Raw genomic sequence first — 13,725 nt, forward strand, 5'->3', positions numbered from 1 at the left:
GTTACAACCCAATCAAATAAGCGCTGGCCTGCGTGCCGCTTTCAACCCCGCAAAGCAACGTTGTTCAACTTGTCCAGCCGCTCGGGCCAGGTGCCTTCCACCATCGCGCCCTGCAGCAGGATGCGCGTCCAGGCCACCCAGGCGTCCCACTGCACGCGTTTGTCCCACGCATTGCCCCAGGCGCTGAACAGGTGCAGCGCACTGGAGGCGGCGGCCTTGGCGTCGTCCGTGCGGCCGGCCGACAGGTACAGCTGCGCCAGCACCATCTGCGGCTCGGCCACCCAGGGGTTGTGGCGGATGGCGCTTTCCAGCACGCCGGTGGCCACGTCCAGGTCGACCAGCGGCTGGTCCTGCTGGATCACCGACCAGTACAGCGAGGTCGCCGCCGCGTCGTTGGCGGCCGACAGCAGCTGGCTGCACTCCGCAAACACCGGCGGCAGCGGCAGCTGGTGCTTGAGCCCGGGGTGCTGCAGCGTTTTGCCCAGCGCGCTGATCTGGTGCAGCATGCGGCCGCTGGGCCGCATGGGGCCGGGCCACAGCGATGCGGCCCAGTGCGCCTTCTGCGGGCGGTGCTGCACGTCAGGAAAGCGCGAAAAGATGTCGTCCTGCCAGCTGAACCACTGCTCGATGGTGTCGGCCATGCTCACCACGATGAATGCCGCCACCTCATAGGGCGTGAGCGTGTGCTGCTGGCCGTCCTTGCCGTCCAGCACCATGCTGCCGTCGGCCTCCAGCGTGTGCGACAGCACCTTCTGCACGAACTGGGTGCGCGACTGGGTGCAGAACAAGTACACCAGGTGCTCGGCCGACTCGCCCGCGATGTCGCGCACCCGGGCGCGCTCCTTGGCAGGGTCGAACTTCACCAGGTCGACAAACGCATTGCCGTACACGCTGTGCAGCAGGCCCAGCAAGCGCACGTCGCGCGGCTGCTGCCACAGCGTGAGCGTGCGGGCCACGCCCACCAGGTGGTGGCGGAAGGTGCCCGCCTTGTGCCAGTCCTGCCCTACGTTGCGCGCCAGCACGGTGGGCAGCACGGGGGCCAGTTCGGCATCGCGCGCCAGCCACTCTTCGTCGAGCAGCGGCAGCGCGCGGGCCAGCAGATCGGTGTCCAGGGGGTGCAGGGGCAGGCTCATGAAAGGCATCTCCAAAAATTCGGTGGGGTGGTCGGGCCCGCGCGGACGAGCCTGCAAGCTCGCAAGTATGGCCGCTCGCGTGCGCCCCCAGCCACAAACGGGGTAACCGGCGAAGAAATTGGATAAAAAACTACCTCAGCGCTTATCCATATTGACCTTTCAGCTATCAATATTGAAGCAAAAAGACGAACGATCACGGCATTCGACTCCGACAGCGTTTTGGGGCTTGTCTACATTTCAACAATCGTTGTAATATCGAATCATGAATGAAAACATGGTCATCCAGGCCCTGGCGGCATTGGCCCACGAGCTGCGGCTTCGGGTGTTCCGCGCACTCGTTGTGGCGGGTGAAGCGGGGCACACGCCGGGCGCGCTGTCGTCAGAGCTGGGCATTGCGCCCAACACGCTGTCGTTCCACCTGAAGGAACTCGCGCACGCCGAACTGGTGACGCAGGAGCGGCAGGGCCGCAACCTCGTCTACCGCGCCAACTACCCTGCCATGACCGGCCTGCTGGCCTACCTGACCGAAAACTGCTGCCAAGGCGCCGGCGCATGCATGGACGGCGCGGCCACCGCCTGCTGCGACGACTCTCCCCCTCCCACCCACTGAAAGGAAGTAGCACCATGAAGCGATTCCATGTCCACATGCACGTGAGCGATCTCGACCAGAGCATCGCGTTCTATTCCCGGCTGTTTGCAGCCCCGCCCACCCGCGTGGAGGGCGACTATGCGAAGTGGATGCTCGACGACCCGCGCCTGAATTTCGCCATCTCCACCCGGGGCGACAAGAAGGGCCTCGACCACCTGGGCTTTCAGGTGGACGACGCGCACGAGCTGGCCGAGCTGAAGGCACGCGCCGCGTCGGCCGACATGGCGCTGCTGGACGAAGGCGCCACCACCTGCTGCTACGCCCGCAGCGAAAAGCACTGGGTGACCGACCCCGAAGGCGTGGCGTGGGAGCACTTTCACACGCTGGGCAATATCCCCTTGTTCAACGAGGCGGCTGCGCCCGGCCAGGCTGCCGCAGCCTGCTGCCCCACGGCGGCGCCCATGGATGCGCGCATGGATGTGCCCACCGTCGCAGCGCCAGTGGCGCCTGCAAAGCCAACGGCCGCCTGCTGCGGCCCCGCATCCACCCGCACACCCAACGCCACATCCACCGCCGCTGCCCCATGCTGCTGACCGACACGCTTCCCATGAGCGACACCGCACCGCCCGGCCACAGCGCCACTCCGTTGAACGTGCTCTTCCTGTGCACCCACAACTCGGCCCGCAGCATCCTGGCCGAGGCCCTGCTCAACAGCCTGGGCGCGGGCCGCTTCAAGGCGTATTCCGCTGGCAGCAGCCCGCGCGACAACCAGCAGCCCCACCCGCTGGGCCTGCTCGCGCTGCAAGCGGCCGGCATCGCCACCGAAGGCCTGCGCAGCAAGAGCTGGGATGAGTTTGCCGCGCCGGGCGCGCCGACGATGGACCTGATCATCACCGTCTGCGACAACGCTGCGGGCGAGGTCTGCCCCCTCTGGCCCGGCCACCCGGCCACGGCCCACTGGGGCTATGCCGACCCGAGCGCGGGCGACGGCACCGAGGCCGACCAGCGCGAGGCCTTTCGCCAGACGCTGCACGCCCTCAAGCGCCGGCTGGAGCTGCTGGTCAACCTGCCGACCGACAAGCTGGCCCGGGCCACGCTGCAGAGCTCGGCCCGGCAGCTGGGCGCCGAAGCATGAGCGCGGCATCGACGGCCTCCGAGGCCCCGCCACCGGCAGCCAGCCACGCCCCCATGAACGTGTTCGAGCGATACCTCACCGTGTGGGTGGCACTGTGCATCGTGGCGGGCATCGGCCTCGGCCAGGCGTTTCCGGGCGCGGCCCGCGCCGTGGGCGCGCTGGAGGTGGCCCGCGTCAACTTGCCCGTGGGCCTGCTCATCTGGGTGATGATCATCCCCATGCTGCTGAAGGTGGACTTTGGCGCGCTGGGCGAGGTGCGGCACCATGTGCGCGGCATCGGCGTGACGCTGTTCGTGAACTGGCTGGTCAAGCCGTTCTCGATGGCCCTGCTGGGCTGGCTGTTCATTCGGCACTGGTTTGCGCCCTACCTGCCGGCCGACCAGCTGGACAGCTACATCGCCGGCCTGATCCTGCTGGCGGCCGCGCCCTGCACCGCCATGGTCTTCGTGTGGAGCCGTCTCACCAACGGCGACCCGCTGTTCACGCTGTCGCAGGTGGCGCTGAACGACAGCATCATGATCGTGGCCTTCGCGCCGCTGGTGGCCTTTCTGCTCGGGCTGTCGGCCATCACCGTGCCGTGGGACACGCTGCTGACCTCGGTGCTGCTGTACATCGTCATCCCCGTGGCGCTGGCCCAGTGGTGGCGCCGCGCACTGCTGGCGCGCGGCCCGGCCGCGCTCGAGGCCACGCTGCAGCGCATCGGCCCGTGGTCGGTGGCCGCGTTGCTGCTCACGCTGGTGCTGCTGTTTGCGTTCCAGGGCGAAGCCATCCTGCGCCAGCCGCTGGTCATCGCGCTGCTGGCCGTGCCCATCCTCATCCAGGTGCTGTTCAACGCCTCGCTGGCCTATGGCCTGAACCGCGCGGTGGGCGAAAAGCACGCCGTGGCCTGCCCTTCCGCACTCATCGGTGCCTCCAACTTCTTCGAGCTGGCGGTGGCTGCAGCCATCAGCCTGTTCGGCTTCGAGTCCGGCGCCGCGCTGGCCACCGTGGTGGGCGTGCTCATCGAAGTGCCGGTGATGCTGCTGGTGGTGAAGGTGGTGAATGCGTCCAGGCCCTGGTACGAGGCGGGAGCCCGGCGCGCGCGGTGACACTGCCGTGCCGCCGTGACGCCGCACCGCCAAGCCCCGGCGGGCGGCGGCGCTCATGACCGCCGCGCGCCACGCCTTTTGCCCGCGCCGCCGCCCGGGCCCGAGCCCGGCTGCGACAGCGAGCCCGACGCCACCAGCGCGTCCGAAAGAAAACCCGTGAACGCCTGCACCCGCGTGGAAAACTGGTGGCGCTGCGGGTACACCGCATAGATGTCTGCGGCCGGCGTGTGGTACTGCGGCAGCACCGGCTCCAGCAGGCCCTCAGCCAGGTGGCGCGCCACGTCCCACTCGGCCCGCATCACGATGCCGTGGCCCTGCAGCGCCCACAGCACGGCGATCTCGCCATCGTTGGTGGTGAGGTTGCCGGTGATCTTGATCGACTCGGTGTGCGCCTTGCTGCCGCGCCCCGTGGTCAGGCGCCACAGGCCGTAGGCCTCGTCCCCCTGGCGGATGCCGATGCACTGGTGCTCCATCAGGTCGCGCGGCACGCGGGGCCTGCCGTGCTGCTCCAGATAGGCCGGTGCGGCGCACAGCACGCGGCGGTTGGGCGCAATGCGGCGCGCAATCACCCGCCCGTCCGGCGGCTCGCCGAAACGCACGCAGACGTCGTAGGCATCGTCGGTGATGGGCGGCGGGTGCACCGACAGCTGCAGCTGCACGTCCACGTCCGGGTAGCGGCGCACAAAGTCCGAGATCACGGGCGCGATGTGCATGCGGCCGAAGCCGAGCGTGGCGTTCACGCGCAACAGGCCCTTGGGGCTGGCCTTCGACTGCACGATGAGTTCATCGAGCGCATCGATCTCGCGCAGAATGCGGCGGGCGTGCTCCAGCAGCAGCTCGCCCTCGGGCGTGAGGCTCATGCGCCGCGTGGTGCGGTTGACCAGCACCACGCCCAGGCGGCGCTCCATCTGCGCCAGGTGCTTGCTCACGGCGGCGGTGGACACCCCCATTTCGCGCCCCGCAGCGCTCAGGCTGGGGCTGGCGGCCAGCGCCGAAAAAAAGCCCAGTTCAGCGGGCTGGATGGTGGAACTCATCGCCACATTATCAACTTCAGGTTGACGATGGATTCACTTTGAGCGCGTTTTCACGGCGCCGGGGTGCCTACAGTCGCACCCAGTCCTACCCACTGAGACCCTCATGAAAACCTATCAAATCGCCACCATCCCCGGAGACGGCATCGGCAAGGAAGTGATTCCCGCCGGCCAGCGCGTGCTCGAAGCCCTGTCTGCCCGCCACCCCGGCCTGCAGTTCGCATTCGAAAACTTTGGCTGGGGCGGTGACTGGTACCGCGCCCATGGCGTGATGATGCCGGCCGACGGCCTGGATGCGCTGCGCGGCAAGGACGCCATCCTGTTCGGCTCGGCCGGTGACCCGGACATTCCCGACCACATCACGCTGTGGGGCCTGCGCCTGAAGATCTGCCAGGGGTTCGACCAGTACGCCAACGTGCGCCCCACGCGCATCCTGCCCGGCATCGACGCACCGCTCAAGCGCTGCACGCCCCAGGACCTGGACTGGGTCATCGTGCGCGAGAACTCCGAAGGCGAATACTCCGGCGTGGGCGGCCGCGTGCACCAGGGCCACCCCATCGAGGCGGCCACCGACGTGTCCATCATGACGCGCGTGGGGGTGGAGCGCATCCTGCGCTTCGCCTTCCGCCTGGCCCAGTCGCGCCCCCGCAAGCAGCTCACCGTCATCACCAAGAGCAATGCGCAGCGCCACGCCATGGTGATGTGGGACGAGATCGCCGCGCAGGTGGCCGCCGAGTTCCCCGACGTGAAGTGGGACAAGGAGCTGGTGGACGCCGCCACGGCCCGCATGGTCAACCGCCCCGCCACGCTCGACACCATCGTCGCCACCAACCTGCATGCCGACATCCTGAGCGACCTTGCCGCCGCGCTGGCGGGCAGCCTGGGCATTGCCCCCACGGGCAACATCGACCCCGAGCGCCGCTACCCCAGCATGTTCGAGCCCATCCACGGCTCGGCCTTCGACATCATGGGCAAGGGCCTGGCCAACCCCATCGGCACCTTCTGGTCGGTGGTGATGCTGCTGGAGCACCTGGGCGAGATGGACGCCGCCCGCGAGGTGATGAACGCCATCGAACAGGTCACCGCCAACCCCGCGCTGCACACCCGCGACCTGGGCGGCACCGCCACCACGGCGCAGGTGACGGACGCCGTTTGCGCGCTGGTCGGCAGCGCCCCGCTGCAAAAGGCCGCCTGAGCCGCGTGGCTGAACCGCACCGCAACTTGGCGCGCCACCCCATGCACCCCGTCGACGCCCCACAGGCCCGCCGCTGGCTGCGCAGCATGTTCGATGCTGCCATCGCGTCCGCGCAGCCTGCTGCCTGCCTGCCGCCACACCTGCCCGCGCCGCCCTCCGGGCGCACGGTGGTCGTTGGCGCAGGCAAGGCCTCGGCCCAGATGGCGCAGGTGCTGGAGGCCCACTGGCCCACGCCCCTGTCGGGCGTGGTCGTCACGCGCTACGGGCATGCCGCTGCGTGCGACCACGTGCGCGTGCTGCAGGCCGCCCACCCGGTGCCGGACGCGGCGGGCCTCGCGGCCGCGCAGCAGTTGCTCGCCGCCGTGGCAGGGCTCACGGCCGACGACCTGGTGATCGGCCTGTGGTCGGGCGGCGGGTCTGCGCTGCTGCCCATGCCGCTGGCCGGCATCACGCTGGCCGACAAGCAGGCGATCAACCAGGCCCTGCTGCGCTCGGGCGCCAGCATTGGCGAGATGAACTGCTTGCGGCGCCACCTCTCGGCCATCAAGGGCGGGCGGCTGGCGCTGGCCTGCGGGCCCGCCCGCGTGGTCAATCTGGTGATGTCGGACGTGCCGGGCGACGACCCGCTGGACGTGGCCTCCGGCCCCGCCGTGCCCGACCCGACGACCCGCGCACAGGCGCTGGCCATCCTGCACCGCTACCGCATTGCGCTGCCGCCGGCCGCGCTGGCAGCCCTGGATTCCGAAGCCAGCGAGAGCATCAAGCCCGGCGACGCCCGGCTCGGGCCCATCACCACCCACGTCATCGCCACACCCCGCCAGGCCCTGCAGGCGGCGGCCGACGTGGCACGCCAGCAGGGCATGGAGCCCGTGCTGCTGGGCGATGCGCTGGAAGGCGAGGCGCGCGACATGGGCACGGTGCTGGCGGGCATGGCGCGCTATGCCGCCGCCACGCCGTCGCCCCGCCCGCGCGTGCTGCTGAGCGGGGGCGAGAGCACGGTCACGCTGCGCGCACCGGCCGCCGGGCAACCCGTGCAGCCTGCGGGGCGCGGCGGGCGCAACGTGGAATGCCTGCTGTCCATGGCCCTGTCGCTCAAGGGCCTGCCGGGCGTGTACGCACTGGCCGGAGACACCGACGGCATCGACGGGCTGGAGCCCGTGGCCGGCGCCATGGCCATGCCCGACACGCTGGAACGCGCGGCCGCCCAGGGCCTGCGTGCGACCGAGGCCCTCGACACGCACGACGCCCACACCTTCTTTGGCGCGCTGGGCGATTCCGTCGTCACCGGGCCCACGGGCACCAACGTCAATGACTTCCGCGCGATCCTGATCGCCGACACCGGCTGACCGAACCCATCCCACCCACAACAACCACAACCCCACGGAGACAAGCATGACACGCACCACCCAGCCCCACCCCACCGCCACCGCGCTGCCCGCACGCCGCCGCCACCTGCTGGCGCTGGCGGCCCTCGCCGCTGCCGCGTGCGCCCTGCCCGGCGCACCGGCCCACGCGCAGGCCTGGCCGGCCAAGCCCGTCACCCTCGTCGTGCCCTTTGCGGCCGGCGGCACCACCGATGTGCTGGCGCGCGCGCTGGGCGAAAAGCTGGGTGCGGCCCTGGGCCAGCCCGTGATCGTGGAAAACCGGGGCGGCGCGGGCGCCACCATCGGCGCCGACTATGTGGCCAAGGCCCCCGCAGATGGCTACACGCTGCTGATGGGAGCCATCCACCACACCATTGCCACCAGCGTCTACAAAAAGCTCAGCTACGACTTTCAAAAGAGCTTTGCGCCCATCACCACCGTGGCCCTGGTGCCCAACGTGCTCACCGTGAGCGCCACCACGCCCGCGAAGGACGTGAAGGAGCTGGTGGCGCTGGTCAAGGCCGCGCCCAACAAGTATTCCTATGGCTCCAACGGTGCGGGCACGGCCCAGCACCTGATCGGCACGCAGTTCTCCACGGCCATCGGCCAGCCCGTGCTGCATGTGCCCTACAAGGGCAGCGGCCCGCTGACCACGGACCTGCTGGGCGGGCAGGTGTCGATGTCGTTCGACACCGTCACCCCCGTGCTGCCGCACATCAAGGCGGGCAAGCTGCGCGCCCTGGCCGTGACCACGGGCAAGCGCTCGTCCACGCTGCCCGACGTGCCCACGCTGCAGGAGGCCGGCTTTGCGGGCTTTGACATCGGCACCTGGTTTGGCGTGCTGGCCCCGGCGCGCACGCCCGCCGACGTGGTGGCGCGGCTGAACGCCGAAATGGTCAAGGTGATCCAGTCGCCCGACTTCCAAAAGCGCATGCAGGACATCGGTGCCGAGCCCGTCGGCAACGCGCCGGCGCAGATGGCGGAGCAGATTGCGGCCGACACGGCGCGTTTCGCCAAGTTGGTGGCCGACAACAAGATCACCACCGACTGAATCGGCAGCTCCGGGGCGTACCATCGGCAAACGGCCGAGTGCTGGGCGCTGTGGGCTGAATGCCGCGTGCCATCGGCGCTGGCGGGTTGTATAACCCCCTGATGGCCGACCCTACCGAACCCATTGCACAGCCCGCCCCCACCGCCCCTGCCGCGCCCGCAGCCCTGATCCGCGCATTGGAAGAGCGCGCCTTCAACGCCTGGCCTGCGCACCAGACGGTGTTCCATCGCGGCTGGGTGTTCCGCCTGTCGGGCGGCTACACCAAGCGCGCCAACTCGGTCAACGCGCTCGTGCCCGGCGCGCCGTTCGACGGCGTGCGCGAGGCGGCGGCGGCGCTGTATGCGCGCCATGGGCTGCCCGCCGTGTTCCGCATCTCGCCGCTGGCACCGCCCGAGGCCGATGCGGAGCTGGCGGACGCAGGCTATGCCCATTTCGACCCCTCGGTGGTGCTGTACCGCCCCCTGGCGCCGGGCAGCGTCGAACGGTCGGAAGGCCCCCAGGCACTGGTCAGCACCTCGCCGTCAGACACCTGGCTGGAGGGCTTTGCCACGGCCAACGGCGTGGCGCCGCACCACCGCCGCCTGCACCAGCGCATGCTCGAATCCATCGCCCACCCTGCGGCCTATGCGCTGCTGCTGGACCAGGGCTATGGCGTGGGTTTTGGCCTGGCGGTGCTGGAGCGCGGGTCGGTGGGCCTGTTCGACCTGGCGGTGGCGTCCACCCACCGTGGCGGCGGACGCGGGCGCGCGCTGGTGCAGGCACTGCTGCACTGGGCGGTGCAGGCCGGGGCCACGTCGGCCTATCTGCAGGTGCGCGCCCACAACGATGCCGCGCTGCGGCTGTATGAGGGCATGGGGTTCCGCGCGGCGTACGAGTACCACTACCGGGTGCCGGGCTGACGCGCGGCTCTGTTGCCGCTGATGCAGCAACAGCAACAGCAACGACCCAAAATATGGATAAAAGCAGCCCCCAGCGCTTGCTGATAAAGCGCTGACAGCTATTTATTTGATAGCGATCAAGCTCAGCGGTGGCTGAGCCTGCGCACCGCCCAGTCGCCCAGGCTTTGCACGGCCTGCACGAAGAAGATCAGCACCAGCACCACGGCCAGCATGATCTCGGGCAGAAAGCGCTGGTAGCCATAGCGGATGCCCAGGTCGCCCAGGCCGCCGCCGCCAATCGCACCGGCCATGGCCGAGTAGCCCGTGAGGCTCACGAACGTGATGGTCAGCCCCGCCACGATGCCGGGCAACGCCTCGGGCAGCAGCACCTTCCACACGATCTGGCCGGTGGTGGCGCCCATGGCCTGCGCGGCTTCGACCAGACCGTGGTCCACCTCGCGCAAGGCGGCCTCGACCAGGCGCGCCACAAAGGGGGCCGCCGCAATGGTGAGCGGCACCACCGCCGCAGCCGTGCCGATGGACGAGCCCGTGATGAAGCGCGTGAACGGAATGATGGCCACCAGCAGGATGATGAAGGGCGTGGAGCGCACGGCATTCACCAGCCAGCCCACGAGCTTGTTGACGGGGCCGTTCTGCAGCACGCCGCCGTGGTCGGTGAGGCGCAGGAAAACGCCCAGAGGCACGCCGATGAGGCCGCCGACGATGCCGGAGATGCCCACCATGATGAGCGTCTCCCACAGCGACACGGCGAACAGGTCCAGCATGGCCGGGGTGAAGTTGTTGAACATGGTTTTGCTTCCTCTGTGTGTTTCAGCCGGCCACGGCCACTTCCTGCACCTCGACACCGCCCGCGCGCAGGTGCGCCACGGCGCCGCGCAGGCGCTCGGCCTCGCCGCTGGCATACACGGCCAGCGAGCCAAAGGTCTCGTCCTGGATCTCGTCCACCTGGCCGTGCAGGATGCTCATGTCCACGCCGAACTCGCGGATCAGCTGCGACAGGATGGGCTGGTAGGCGCTGTCGCCCGCGTACGACAGGCGCAGCAGCCGACCGGTGTGGCCCGCACCCAGCTGCCCGGCCAGCTTGCGCACGTGGTCCAGCACGCTGGCCGGCAGCTCCTGCGGCAGGATCTCGTCGATCAGGCTTCGGGTGATGGCCTGCTGCGGGCGGGTGAACACGTCCAGCACGCGGCCCTGCTCCACGATGCGGCCGGCCTCGATCACCGCCACGCGGTCGGCCACCTGCTTGATGACCTGCATCTGGTGCGTGATGAGCACCACCGTCAGGCCCAGCTCGCGGTTCACCTGGCGCAGCAGGCCCAGGATGGAACGCGTCGTCTCCGGGTCCAGCGCCGACGTCGCTTCGTCGCTGAGCAGCACCTTGGGGCGGCTGGCCAGCGCCCGCGCAATGCCCACGCGCTGCTTTTGCCCGCCGCTGATCTGTGCGGGGTAGCGGTCGGCCAGGTGGGCCAGGCCCACCAGCTCCAGCAGCGGGGCCACCCGCGCGCGGATCTCGGCTTTGCCCATGCCCGCCAGCTCCAGCGGCAGCGCGGCGTTGTCGAACACGGTGCGGGACGACAGCAGGTTGAAGTGCTGGAACACCATGCCGATCTCGCGACGCGCTTCGCGCAGCTGCGCGTCGTTCAGCCGCGTCAGGTCACGGCCGTTCACGATCACCTGGCCCGTGGTGGGCCGGTTGAGCAGGTTGATGACGCGCACCAGCGAGCTCTTGCCCGCGCCGCTCTTGCCGATGATGCCGAACACTTCGCCCGGCTGGATGCTGAGGTCGATGCCGCGCAGGGCTTCGACAGGGCCTTGTGGGCCCGGGTAGGTTTGGGTGATGCCCCGTAGATCGATCATGGAGAAAAAAGAAACCCCTGGCGCTGCCGCCAGGCTTTGCAAGCGCAAGCCGGGCGGCAGCGCGCAGCGTGTGAATGGCAGGGAGGCGGGAATGTACCGGCGAACCGTAAGAACACAAACGATTAAAAAATCGGGTGTTTAGAAGGCATAGGAATAACGCCCGTGCTATGCCCAGGTCATCCCGAAAATTTGATAGCAACAAACCCTTTGCAGATAAGCGCCAGGGCCTATTTTTATGCAGATTTTGGCGAAGGGCCGGACGGCGGGGTGCGCCCCATCACGGCATGCACCTTGTTCACCAGGGCCTGCGCGTCGAAGGGCTTGGTGAGCAGCTCCATCTGAGCGCCCAGAAACTGCGGGCTCTGCGCAGCCTGCTCGGCGTAGCCCGTCATCAGGATGACCCGGATGCCCGGGAATTTCTCCCGCGCAAAGTCGGCCACCTGGCGGCCGTTGGGCCCGGGCAGGCCCACGTCGGACAGCAGCAGGTCGAACTGCACCGCCCCCGACAGCAGCGCCATCGCGGCGCCGCCCGTGGCCGCCTCCATCACCTGAAAGCCCAGGTCGCGCAGCAGCTCCACCGCCAGCGCGCGCACCGTGTCCTCGTCTTCCACCACCAGGATGGAGTCGCGGCGCCGCTCGCCCGACAGCGGGGTGGCGGGCTCGGCGGCCTCGGGCTGCGGCGCCTCGCCCTGCGACCGCCGGAAGTACAGCGACACCGCCGTGCCCTGCCCCACTGCGCTGTCCAGCACCGCCATGCCGCCCGACTGGCGCATGAAGCCGTAGATCATCGACAGCCCGAGGCCCGTGCCCTGCCCCAGCGGTTTGGTGGTGAAGAACGGGTCGAACGCCCGGGCCACCACGTCGCCCGCCATGCCGGTGCCGGTGCCGGTGTCGCGCAGCGTGACACACACATACTCGCCCGGCTCCAGGCCGGGGATGGCGGCCACGGCGGCGTCGTCGGCCGCCACGTTGCCCGCCGCAATGTGCAGCGTGCCGCCGTCGGGCATGGCGTCGCGCGCATTGATGGCCAGGTTGACCACCGCGCTTTCGAACTGGTGGGCGTCCGTCAGGGCCAGCCACAGCCCGTCGGGCAGGGCCAGCTGCACGGCCACGTTTTCGCCACAGGTGGTGCCCAGCATCTCCTGCAGCCCGCGCAGCGAATCGCCCAGGTCGACCGCGCGCGAGTCCAGCGGCTGGCGGCGCGAGAACGCCAAGAGCCGCTGCGTGAGCGACGCGGCCCGCCGGGCCGCCGCCAGGCCCGACTCCACGTAGCGGTCCACCTCGTCGTGGCGGCCCTGCGCCATGCGCTGGCGGATGAGCTGCAGCGGCAGCGTGATGCTTTGCAGCAGGTTATTGAAATCGTGGGCGATGCCGCCCGTCAGCTGGCCCACGGCCTCCATCTTCTGGCTCTGGCGCAGGCGCTCCTCGGCGTTGCGCAGGGCCTGATCGCGCAGATGCTGCTCGGTGGTGTCGCGGCCCACCGCGTGGATGAAGCCATCGCTGGGCACCGCCGTCCAGGCGATCCAGCGCTCACCGCCTTCGTGGTGCACATGGCGGGCCTCGATCCGGCGTCGCCCCGGCTCGGCCGCCAGCTGGCCCAGCGCATCGAGCACCGGCGTGGCGTCGTCGGCATGCACGAACGCCACCAGCGGGTGGCCCACGGTGTCGCACTCGGACCAGCCCAGCGTGGCCGTCCAGGCCGGGTTCACGGCGGTGATAGTGCCATCCAGGCGCGCCACCAGCAGCACGTCTTCCGACAGCTGCCACAGGCGGTTGCGGTCTGCCGTGCGCTGGGCCACCTGGTGCTCCAGCGATGCGGTCAGCTCGCGCCAGCGCTGCACCGCCTGGAACTTGCCCGTCGTCTCGACCACCGTGTCCAGCATGCCCAGCACCGTGCCGTGTTCGTCGCGCACCGGGCTGTAGCAAAAGGTAAAGTAGGCCAGCTCGGGGTGGCCATGGCGGTTCACCTCCAGGCCGAAGTCTTCGATGAACGTGGCTTCGCCCGCATACGCGCGCTCGACCATGGGCGCAATGGCAGGCCAGGCCTCGGCCCACACATCCCGGAACGAGCGGCCCAGCGCATCGGGCTTGTCGCCCAGGATGATGCGGAACGCGTCGTTGTAGAGCATGGTGTAGTCCGCCCCCCACACCAGGCAGCTGGGGAAGTGCGAGGCCAGCAGGTTCTCCACCGCATGGCGCAGCACGGGCGGCCAGTGCGCCAGCGCACCGATGGGCGTCTGCGCCCAGTCGAACTGCCGCACACGCTCACTCATCGGGCCGGGGGCACGGGGAAACGGCGGCAGGTCGGGCAAGGGTTCGGTCATGGGTCAGGCAAGGGGCGCAAAGGGCGCAAAGGGTGCGAGGGGCGCAAGGGCCTGCGGGC

The 13,725-nt window shown here is 69.4% G+C and carries 13 protein-coding genes; 8 read left to right on the forward strand and 5 right to left on the reverse strand.

Annotation, left to right across the window (positions count from 1 at the left end):
* Positions 1 to 41 precede the first annotated feature (41 nt).
* Complete coding sequence (locus ACOQFS_RS17725) at positions 42 to 1,133, reverse strand: DUF6817 domain-containing protein (RefSeq protein WP_421564145.1); 1,092 nt, start codon at positions 1,131 to 1,133, stop codon at positions 42 to 44.
* A gap of 262 nt (positions 1,134 to 1,395) precedes the next feature.
* On the opposite strand from ACOQFS_RS17725, the gene ACOQFS_RS17730 reads away from it, so the two are divergent.
* Genes ACOQFS_RS17730 through arsB form a run of 4 tightly spaced genes read left to right on the forward strand, consistent with a single transcriptional unit; the run spans position 1,396 to position 3,945 of the window.
* The gene (locus tag ACOQFS_RS17730; protein WP_421564146.1) at positions 1,396 to 1,743 is read left to right on the forward strand and encodes an ArsR/SmtB family transcription factor; all 348 of its coding nucleotides are present in this window, start codon (positions 1,396 to 1,398) and stop codon (positions 1,741 to 1,743) included.
* A 14-nt stretch (positions 1,744 to 1,757) separates the two neighbouring features.
* Entirely contained in the window at positions 1,758 to 2,315 is a 558-nt protein-coding gene (locus ACOQFS_RS17735) for an ArsI/CadI family heavy metal resistance metalloenzyme (RefSeq protein ID WP_421564147.1), read from the forward strand.
* Positions 2,306 to 2,857, forward strand: a complete 552-nt coding sequence (locus ACOQFS_RS17740; protein ID WP_421564148.1) for an arsenate reductase ArsC — start codon at positions 2,306 to 2,308, stop codon at positions 2,855 to 2,857. Before ACOQFS_RS17735 ends, ACOQFS_RS17740 begins: the two co-directional genes overlap by 10 nt.
* A 53-nt stretch (positions 2,858 to 2,910) precedes the next feature.
* Positions 2,911 to 3,945: an ACR3 family arsenite efflux transporter gene (gene arsB, locus ACOQFS_RS17745; RefSeq protein WP_421564175.1), complete on the forward strand. Its 1,035-nt coding sequence runs from the start codon at positions 2,911 to 2,913 to the stop codon at positions 3,943 to 3,945.
* 53 nt (positions 3,946 to 3,998) lie between these two features.
* Here the strand turns inward: arsB and ACOQFS_RS17750 are convergent, their stop codons facing one another.
* Positions 3,999 to 4,979: a LysR substrate-binding domain-containing protein gene (locus ACOQFS_RS17750; RefSeq protein ID WP_421564149.1), complete on the reverse strand. Its 981-nt coding sequence runs from the start codon at positions 4,977 to 4,979 to the stop codon at positions 3,999 to 4,001.
* 103 nt (positions 4,980 to 5,082) lie between these two features.
* On the opposite strand from ACOQFS_RS17750, the gene ACOQFS_RS17755 reads away from it, so the two are divergent.
* The 4 genes from ACOQFS_RS17755 (at position 5,083) to ACOQFS_RS17770 (ending at position 9,485) form a co-directional block, all read left to right on the forward strand.
* Positions 5,083 to 6,171 carry a tartrate dehydrogenase gene (locus ACOQFS_RS17755; RefSeq protein WP_421564150.1) on the forward strand — a complete coding sequence of 363 codons (1,089 nt, stop codon included), beginning with the start codon at positions 5,083 to 5,085 and terminating at the stop codon, positions 6,169 to 6,171.
* A 41-nt stretch (positions 6,172 to 6,212) separates the two neighbouring features.
* Positions 6,213 to 7,517 (forward strand): glycerate kinase type-2 family protein, encoded by a 1,305-nt coding sequence (locus ACOQFS_RS17760; protein ID WP_421564151.1) that lies wholly within the window; start codon positions 6,213 to 6,215, stop codon positions 7,515 to 7,517.
* Positions 7,518 to 7,563: 46 nt separating this feature from the next.
* Positions 7,564 to 8,586, forward strand: coding sequence for a Bug family tripartite tricarboxylate transporter substrate binding protein (locus tag ACOQFS_RS17765; RefSeq protein WP_421564152.1), 1,023 nt, complete (start codon positions 7,564 to 7,566; stop codon positions 8,584 to 8,586).
* A 101-nt stretch (positions 8,587 to 8,687) separates the two neighbouring features.
* Positions 8,688 to 9,485, forward strand: coding sequence for a GNAT family N-acetyltransferase (locus ACOQFS_RS17770; protein WP_421564153.1), 798 nt, complete (start codon positions 8,688 to 8,690; stop codon positions 9,483 to 9,485).
* A gap of 122 nt (positions 9,486 to 9,607) precedes the next feature.
* Here ACOQFS_RS17770 and ACOQFS_RS17775 read toward each other — a convergent pair whose 3' ends face one another.
* The 3 genes from ACOQFS_RS17775 to ACOQFS_RS17785 form a co-directional block, all read right to left on the reverse strand.
* The gene (locus tag ACOQFS_RS17775; protein WP_421564154.1) at positions 9,608 to 10,273 is read right to left on the reverse strand and encodes a methionine ABC transporter permease; all 666 of its coding nucleotides are present in this window, start codon (positions 10,271 to 10,273) and stop codon (positions 9,608 to 9,610) included.
* A gap of 22 nt (positions 10,274 to 10,295) precedes the next feature.
* Positions 10,296 to 11,342, reverse strand: a complete 1,047-nt coding sequence (locus ACOQFS_RS17780; RefSeq protein WP_421564155.1) for a methionine ABC transporter ATP-binding protein — start codon at positions 11,340 to 11,342, stop codon at positions 10,296 to 10,298.
* Positions 11,343 to 11,575: 233 nt separating this feature from the next.
* Positions 11,576 to 13,666 carry a PAS domain-containing protein gene (locus ACOQFS_RS17785; RefSeq protein ID WP_421564156.1) on the reverse strand — a complete coding sequence of 697 codons (2,091 nt, stop codon included), beginning with the start codon at positions 13,664 to 13,666 and terminating at the stop codon, positions 11,576 to 11,578.
* Positions 13,667 to 13,725 lie beyond the last annotated feature (59 nt).

It is taken from the genome of Paracidovorax sp. MALMAid1276 (genome assembly GCF_049198005.1).
Taxonomy (GTDB): domain Bacteria; phylum Pseudomonadota; class Gammaproteobacteria; order Burkholderiales; family Burkholderiaceae_C; genus Acidovorax.

What these genes read in the sequence shown, in the direction of transcription:
- ACOQFS_RS17725 (WP_421564145.1), bottom strand. Translation starts at nt 1,133, where the DNA reads ATGAGCCTGCCCCTGCACCCCCTGGACACCGATCTGCTGGCCCGCGCG.
- ACOQFS_RS17730 (WP_421564146.1), top strand. Translation starts at nt 1,396, where the DNA reads ATGAATGAAAACATGGTCATCCAGGCCCTGGCGGCATTGGCCCACGAG.
- ACOQFS_RS17735 (WP_421564147.1), top strand. Translation starts at nt 1,758, where the DNA reads ATGAAGCGATTCCATGTCCACATGCACGTGAGCGATCTCGACCAGAGC.
- ACOQFS_RS17740 (WP_421564148.1), top strand. Translation starts at nt 2,306, where the DNA reads ATGCTGCTGACCGACACGCTTCCCATGAGCGACACCGCACCGCCCGGC.
- arsB (WP_421564175.1), top strand. Translation starts at nt 2,911, where the DNA reads ATGAACGTGTTCGAGCGATACCTCACCGTGTGGGTGGCACTGTGCATC.
- ACOQFS_RS17750 (WP_421564149.1), bottom strand. Translation starts at nt 4,979, where the DNA reads ATGAGTTCCACCATCCAGCCCGCTGAACTGGGCTTTTTTTCGGCGCTG.
- ACOQFS_RS17755 (WP_421564150.1), top strand. Translation starts at nt 5,083, where the DNA reads ATGAAAACCTATCAAATCGCCACCATCCCCGGAGACGGCATCGGCAAG.
- ACOQFS_RS17760 (WP_421564151.1), top strand. Translation starts at nt 6,213, where the DNA reads ATGCACCCCGTCGACGCCCCACAGGCCCGCCGCTGGCTGCGCAGCATG.
- ACOQFS_RS17765 (WP_421564152.1), top strand. Translation starts at nt 7,564, where the DNA reads ATGACACGCACCACCCAGCCCCACCCCACCGCCACCGCGCTGCCCGCA.
- ACOQFS_RS17770 (WP_421564153.1), top strand. Translation starts at nt 8,688, where the DNA reads ATGGCCGACCCTACCGAACCCATTGCACAGCCCGCCCCCACCGCCCCT.
- ACOQFS_RS17775 (WP_421564154.1), bottom strand. Translation starts at nt 10,273, where the DNA reads ATGTTCAACAACTTCACCCCGGCCATGCTGGACCTGTTCGCCGTGTCG.
- ACOQFS_RS17780 (WP_421564155.1), bottom strand. Translation starts at nt 11,342, where the DNA reads ATGATCGATCTACGGGGCATCACCCAAACCTACCCGGGCCCACAAGGC.
- ACOQFS_RS17785 (WP_421564156.1), bottom strand. Translation starts at nt 13,666, where the DNA reads ATGACCGAACCCTTGCCCGACCTGCCGCCGTTTCCCCGTGCCCCCGGC.